Origin of the sequence: Clostridium aquiflavi (genome assembly GCF_031344075.1) — a bacterium.
GTDB lineage: Bacteria > Bacillota > Clostridia > Clostridiales > Clostridiaceae > Clostridium > Clostridium aquiflavi.
Genome location: NZ_JAVJAN010000073.1, coordinates 1 through 7,792 on the forward strand (window position 1 = coordinate 1; position 7,792 = coordinate 7,792).

5 protein-coding genes are annotated in these 7,792 nt (G+C 23.6%); 4 read left to right on the forward strand and 1 reads right to left on the reverse strand.

From position 1 onward, the window contains the following. Positions 1–365: 365 nt before the first annotated feature. The 4 genes from RGC78_RS15660 (at position 366) to RGC78_RS15675 (ending at position 6,931) form a co-directional block, all read left to right on the forward strand. Positions 366–2,378 (forward strand): ATP-binding protein, encoded by a 2,013-nt coding sequence (locus RGC78_RS15660; RefSeq protein WP_252212224.1) that lies wholly within the window; start codon positions 366–368, stop codon positions 2,376–2,378. Positions 2,379–2,462: 84 nt separating this feature from the next. Next, entirely contained in the window at positions 2,463–4,010 is a 1,548-nt protein-coding gene (locus RGC78_RS15665) for a PAS domain-containing sensor histidine kinase (protein WP_252212225.1), read from the forward strand. Between the two features lie 34 nt (positions 4,011–4,044). Next, a complete protein-coding gene (locus RGC78_RS15670; protein ID WP_309556931.1) occupies positions 4,045–5,802 on the forward strand; it encodes a PAS domain-containing sensor histidine kinase in 1,758 nt (585 codons plus the stop codon). Positions 5,803–5,965: 163 nt separating this feature from the next. Continuing rightward, a complete protein-coding gene (locus tag RGC78_RS15675; RefSeq protein ID WP_252212228.1) occupies positions 5,966–6,931 on the forward strand; it encodes a DUF2232 domain-containing protein in 966 nt (321 codons plus the stop codon). Positions 6,932–6,989: 58 nt separating this feature from the next. Here RGC78_RS15675 and RGC78_RS15680 read toward each other — a convergent pair whose 3' ends face one another. After that, entirely contained in the window at positions 6,990–7,568 is a 579-nt protein-coding gene (locus RGC78_RS15680) for a serine/threonine protein kinase (protein WP_252212229.1), read from the reverse strand. Between the last annotated feature and the right edge of the window lie 224 nt (positions 7,569–7,792).

A 7,792-nucleotide genomic window follows, 5' to 3' on the forward strand; every position in this document is an offset into this window, starting at 1 on the left:
CATTATTCCTGCACTGCGTTTGGAAAGGGCGCATGGCTAAAAAAATCGACGGCTCCAAAGTCGCCTTAGCGATTTTGTTCTAAGTATAAATTATTATTTAGTAATTAACATGATAACATATCATAATATAATTTTTATTTTTGGCAGTAAATTTAAATTATTGTTTTTTATAGTTAATTACGATAAAATGTAAAATTTTTAGAAAATACACATATAATTTATAAAAAATACATTTTAAAACATATTTTTTCCATCTATAATAAAAAATATGATAAAAATAAAATAAAATTTCGCTATATAAGTCATATATGGTAAAATAAGTTATAAGGGTTATTGTAATTTAATAATAAATTAGGAGAAGATATATGGTTAATAAAGATGAGAAAGAAAAACGACAATATACAATAGAAGATTTAGAAAACTTATTAGATAATATTCCATATATAATATGGATTAAAGATGAGGAAGGAAGGTATAAGTATGCTAATAAATTAGCAACTGAGAAATTAGATTTAGAACAAAAGAATCTTTTAGGGAAAAAGAATTCAGATTTTAAAGATAATGAGATATTGAAAAACTGGCCAGACAATGAAAGAAAAATATTAGAAGAAAAAAGTTGTGCTTATTTTAAGAGAAAAATTAAAAGTGATGGAGAAGATATATGTGTTGAAACTTATAATATGCCATTTTTGAGTAGTAAAAAAACAAATTTAATAGGTGGAGTTGTAAGAAAAATTACAACAGAGAAGAAGGTAGTTTCACATATAAAAGACGCATCAATTAATATTTGTAATAAAAACAAATATGATGAATTAAAAAATAAAGAGAGATTGAAACAAATAATAAGTGATTTTAAAAAAATAATAGGTGCGCAAGGAATGAGCGTATATATATATAATTCTGAAAAAGAAATATTTGAAAATTATGTAAAAAGCGGAGTGATGAATAAGAGTAATGAAGTGATATCAAAAGATGATATTAATAATACTCCTGTAAATAAATTTTATTGTATAAGATGTGAACGTGAATTAGTTGGAGTATTAAATGTACAATACAGAGAAGAAGATATTCATAAATATAATAATGAAGATTTTATAAAATCAATTTGTGATGTTATAGGAATAATTATTAATAATAAATTTTTATATTCAACACTTAATAAAGAATTGAATAAGCGTGTAGAAAGTGAAAAAGAATTAGAATTGTTTTTAGAAACAGCTACTGACTTATGCGGAATAGCAAAAAACGATGGATCTTTTATAAAAGTAACTAATAATTGGACAAAAGTATTAGGGTGGTCTAAGGAAGAACTTATGAATATGAATTGTACTGATTTGATACATAAGGATGATTTACCTAGGATATATGAGTTGTTAAATTTAGCTTACAATTATAATAAATGGAAATATGTTGGCTTTATAGATAGATGTATTTGTAAAAATGGAGAATATAGGACTCTAGAATGGAATTGGAGTTATATAAATGGTGGGAAAACTTTTATAATGACAGGTAAAGATATAACTAATTATAATAAATTAGCCTTAGAAAATAAACGTTTACAAAATGCAATTGCATTAGAAAGTTTAAAAACACAGTTTTTTGCAAATTTATCTCATGAATTTAAGACACCATTAAATATAATTTTAACAACAGCGCAACTTATGGAGTCTTATATAAAAAAATTTGACGATATATTAGAAAAACAAAACATGTGTAAGTATATAAAGGGATTAAAACAAAATTCGTATAGACTATTAAAACTTGTAAACAATTTAATTGATATCACTAAGATAGATGGTGGTCATTATAAAGTTAATATGGTGAATAAAAACATAGTTAATGTTATTGAAGAAATTGTTTTATCTGTAGCAGAATATACTAAAAATAAAGAGCGAGATATAATATTTGATACTGATGAAGAAGAAATAATACTTGCTTGCGATCCAGAAAAAATAGAGCGGATAATTTTAAATTTAGTATCTAATGCATTAAAATATACAGAAAAAGATGGAATAATAAAAGTAAATATTTCTACTAATTTAGATGATAATGAAGTAATAATATCAGTAAAGGATAATGGAATAGGAATTCCAAAAGAATATAAGGAAAAAATATTTGAAAGATTTAAACAAGTTGAAAATTCTTTGCATAAAAATTATGAGGGAAGTGGAATAGGATTATCTTTAGTGAAATCAATTGTTGAAATGCATGGAGGAGAAATATGGATAAATAGTAACCCAGAAGAAGGTACAGAAGTAATTTTTACTTTGCCTATTAGAAAAATTGATGAAGAAAAACTAGACGAATATAATAATAAAAAAATTTCTTCCAAGATAGAAGTGTTTGATATAGAATTTTCTGATATATACTCCATGTAATTATATAAATTATAGAGTGATTAGTTGAAGAGAATAAATTAAATTATTTTATTTGTGTAATTTATATGAAGGGGAATATGAGCAATGGAAGGCTGTACTATAAATAAAAAATATAGCGTAGATGACTTAGAAAGAATATTAGATAACTTTCCGTATCTAATATGGATTAAAGATCAAAAAAATAGATACAGATATGTAAATAAATATTTTTTGACTACATTTAAAAAAACAGAAAAAGAGATTATAGGAAAAACAGAACTAAATAATTATAACGGTGAATATGTATTAGTAACTGAAGAAAATCTAATAAAAGAAGTAGAATTTAATGAAAACAAGAGGTACTTCTCAGTTTATAAAACAGTATTACCTACTGGTACTAAGTATAATTGGGAATTAGCAGTTGCAAGAGATGTGACTTTATTAAAAAAAGAGATGACCAAACGTTCAAAAATACAAAGGCGTTTAGAATCGTTCTTGGAGATTTCGACAGATTTATGGGGAATATTGCAAGCAAATTATCATTTTAAAGATGTAAGTGATAATTGTATTAAAACTTTTGGATGGACATCAGAAGAATTTAAGAATTTAAATGCAGTTAATTTAACCCATCCAGATGATAGAGAAAATATATTAAAAAAAATGGAATTTTCATTTAATAAAGATAAAAGAACATTTTTACTTAATAGATTTCTATGTAAAAATGGTAAATATAAATTAATAGAATGGAATTGGTGCTGTTTAGAAGAGGGAAAAACAGTGCTTTTGACTGGCAGAGATATTACTGAAAAGAAAGAATTAGAAGAAGAGAAGAGAAGATTAGAAGAAGCAATAGCTATGGAAAGTCTAAAAACTGAATTTTTTTCAACAGTATCACATGAATTTAAAACACCATTAAATGTTATTTTAAGTACAGTTCAGTTATTATCTGATAAATTAAAAAATAATAAATTAAGTGAAGAAGTAAAAGTAAATCTTAAGTATATAAATGGAATAAAACAAAATTCATATAGATTATTAAAACTGGTGAACAATTTAATAGATATAACTCAAATAGATGGTGGAATTTATAAATTAAGCCTTGAAAATTGTAATATTGTAAGTATTATTGAAAATATAGTACTATCTGTTAGCAAATATATACATGAAAAAAATCGTAATATAATATTTGATACCACTAGAGAAGAAATTATACTTGCAATAGATTGTGATAAAATTGAAAGAATAATATTAAACTTATTATCTAATGCAGTTAAATATACAAATAATGGTGGTAATATTTATGTTAGTTTAAGTATGGATATAAATAATAATAATGTTATTGTAAAGATAAAAGATGATGGCATTGGAATACCTGAAAAAGATGTAGAAAACATATTTAGAAGATTTAAGCAATCAGGAGATGTTTTTACGAGAAGATGTGAAGGGACTGGAATTGGGTTATCCATAGTAAGATCTTTAATAGAGATGCATGGTGGAGCAATAAAAGTTAATAAGGAAATAAAAAAAGGGGCTGAATTTGTATTTTATCTTCCTATAATTAAAATGGAAGATAAAGACGTTTGTGATCTTTATGATAAAAGACTAGATTCAAGGTTTGAAAAATACAATATAGAATTTTCTGATATATACTAGAAAGCCATGGATACTATAATAAGGGGATAAGAAAATGAGTAAAGAAGAAAATGAGGTATATATTTTTAAAGATTTAAAGGATTTGTTAAAATTAAAACCATCAAAAGAACTTATAAATAATAAATATATTAATGAGTGTATCAAAGAAGAAACTGAGAATTTTAAAAATATATTAATAAATTTAAATAGCGAAACGCAGTCTGATGGAATTGCTTTGTTTTTATATGATGAAGAATATAATATGTTAAGATTAAAATTTAAATTAGGAAATGTGTCTGTAATAGGAGAGGATTACACTACACAATTAAATGAACAATCTAAAGAAAAGTTACTTACAAGTAAATATGATCACAGGGCTATAGATATAAAAGAAACGTATTGGTTTAAAAAACATATAGAAAACAATAATATTGACACAAATAAAAACTACGGATATATTAGAATGTATTCAATAAAAGATACAAATAAATTGATAGGTATTTTAAGTATTTTTTATACTGAAAATACTAATTTAGATAATATGAATGATAGTGTTATCGATTACGAATGTGAGAAATTAGAATTATTAATTAAGAATAAAATTTTAACCAATAAATTAAGAGAAGAACTTGTAAAAAGAACATTAAATGAAAGTAAATTAAAATCTTTTTTAGAAATTGCAACAGATTTATGGGCAATAATGGATTATAAACAACGTTTTAAGTGTGTATCTCCAAGTGTTATTGATGTTACAGGATGGAGTAATGAAAAAATATCAACAATGAATGTATTTGATATGGTACATCCAGATGATAGAGAGCGAGCAAGAAAATATATAAAATTTATAAAAGATGCAAAAGGTGAAAATTCTATTGCTAAAGTATTATGTGAAAATGGTGAATATAAGATATTTCAATGGAATTGGAGCTGTATTGAAGAGGAAAGATATGTATTTTTAGCAGCTAAAGATATTACAGAACAAAAAAAATTAGAGCAAGAAAAAAAAGAACTAGAAGAAGCTGTTATGATTGAAAATTTTAAAAATAAATTTCTGGCAAATATATCACATGAATTTAAGACACCTTTAAATGTAATACTTGCAACTGTACAGCTTATAGATAAAAATAATAATTTCAAAAATGCTGAAATAGATTTAATTAAATACATAGATGGAATTAAGAAAAATTCTTATAGGCTGTTAAGACTTATAAATAATCTAATAGATATAACTAAAATAGATTCTGGTCATTGTAATTTCCAACTACAAAATTGTAATGCAGTTGAAATAATTGAAGACATAGTAATGTCAGTAAGAGAATATATAAAAGAAAATACTAGAAATATAATTTTTGACACAAGTGAAGAGGAAATAATAACGGCTTTGGATAAAAATAAAATTGAAACTGTAATGTTAAATTTACTTTCTAATGCTATAAAATATACAAATGATGATGGAATTATAGAAATAAGAATAAAATACAGTAAAGATAGAAAAAATATACTCATTAGTATAAAAGATAATGGTATAGGTATAGCTAGTAAAGATATAAACAATATTTTTCAAAGATTTAAATATTCAGATAATATACTTAATAGGAGATGCGAGGGGACAGGAATAGGTTTATCTCTTGTGAAATCTTTGGTAGAAATGCATGGTGGAAAGATAATTGCTAAGAATAATCCACTTAAAGGAACAGAGTTTATCTTTTCAATTCCAGTGAGATTAACAGATGATAATGTTAATAATAAAAAAAATTTAGATAGTACTATAGAAAAATGCAATATAGAATTTTCAGATATATATTTTATATAAACGAAATATTTATTTTACTTATGGTATTTAAGAAAACTATCATTTTGAAAACTATATGAATATAAATTATACTAAGTAAAGCAATTAGAATATAAATTTACTTTAATATTTATGTTTAGTTGATATATAATAGTAACTAACAATATTAGATTAAATAAATAAGGTGAATAAATTGGAAACAAAAAAAATGACAGAAGCAGGAGTTCTTACAGCTGTATTTGTAGTAATAAGCATTATAGCAATTGGTACAGGAATAGGATATTTAGGATATTTAGATTTTATGGTTCCAATAATTACCATACTTATATACCTAAGATGTGGTTTTAAATATACATTATTATCTAGTGTATCTTCAATTCTAATAATAGCATTAACTATAGGAGATGTGGTTTCAGGAATCTGTATAAGTCAAAGTATGGTATTAGGATTTATATGTGGAATATTTGTTGAAAAGAAAGAAACAATTTTAGATGATTTATTTTATTGTTCAATACTGTCATGTGTTGTTATGGTTATGATTGATATAAACTTTTCTAATATATTAGGATATAGCCTACTTAAAGAATCTCAAATATATGTGGATAAATTATTATTTTTAAATAAAACATTAAAAAATGTTTTATATTACATTTTAATAATATCACTTCCAGTAGGAACTACATTTATAACATACATCGCATCGTTATTTTTAGGAAAAAAGTTAAATCTACTAAGTTGTGTGTCAAATAAAAAATTTTTAGTTATAAGAAATTTTAAGAAATACGGAATAGTAATTTGTTGTTCTAAGAAAATCATAAACATTGGAATAGTATATTTGTCAAGTATGTATATATTATATTTAAATATAGAAATAAGTAAATTTGTGCATTTAAATATAATATTAAATTCAATAAAATATATAGTTATATACTTTTTGTTACAAGATAGTTACAAGTATATAAACAGAATGATTTATACGTTAACTAAATCTAAGCTTTCACTAATTTTAATGGAGATTTTAACTTTGTATATGCTTCTAAATTATTTTATAAAAACAGCAATAGTATTAATTAGTATTTCATTTATTATGGATAATATTTTAAATTTAAGAGAAAAGCAAATAGTCTTTTTAGATAAGATTTTAATATAATAAATTAGAATAAAAATACAAGAAATACATATGTACGTTCTTGTATTTTTATTTGTTTTTAACATGCGTAGCATCTACAATGTAATTTTTTCTCAGACATAAGAGTAAAATAATCATAACCGTGAATCCAATAACTAAGAAGATCAGGCTTATAATCTAAAAGGTTCTTTAAAAAATTATCAAATAAGTTTAATTTTACTAAAGTTTTTATAATGTCCTTAGGATAGGGCGTAAATTTACTATAAGGATTTCGAGGGTCTATGACTTTAATTTTACTGTTTTTATCTACAAATATATGTGCATTTCTAATATTTAATCTTTTGAAATCTAAGACTTTAAAATCTTCAATTAAATCTATAATCTCTACAGATAAAGAATAGGTTAATCCATTTTTACATAAAAACTCATAAAGATTATCACCTTCTATGAATTCTCGTAACACCATATTTTCAGCCATAAACAGTACATTAGGAAAAAATCTACTCTTTTTTGTTTTTTCAAGAATTTCTACTTCTTTTTCTGCCTTCTTTTTATTATAGAATATTTTTAAAGCAAATCCTTCGGGAGTTAAATAAACCTTTCCTTCATGTCCTTTACCTAAAAATTCACATTGTTTAACATTTAGAAGGTATCTCATTTTATCACTACTATATATTGATTTATAATATTATATGACTATATTACGTTATTGATACGATACTTGAGATTTTTGCTAATTTATAGTGTGAAATAAAACCTTTATTATTAAATTATGTGAATTAAAGTTAAAATAAGGCTATGTTTTAGCAGAGTGTTGATATATGCATAAGCAAAGTGAGCGGAATAATTGAACTTAGGAATGCTAAAATGAGTATAGTCCCA

Coding starts and splice junctions, on each gene's coding strand:
- RGC78_RS15680 (WP_252212229.1), bottom strand. CDS start 7,568: ATGAGATACCTTCTAAATGTTAAACAATGTGAATTTTTAGGTAAAGGA.
- RGC78_RS15665 (WP_252212225.1), top strand. CDS start 2,463: ATGGAAGGCTGTACTATAAATAAAAAATATAGCGTAGATGACTTAGAA.
- RGC78_RS15670 (WP_309556931.1), top strand. CDS start 4,045: ATGAGTAAAGAAGAAAATGAGGTATATATTTTTAAAGATTTAAAGGAT.
- RGC78_RS15660 (WP_252212224.1), top strand. CDS start 366: ATGGTTAATAAAGATGAGAAAGAAAAACGACAATATACAATAGAAGAT.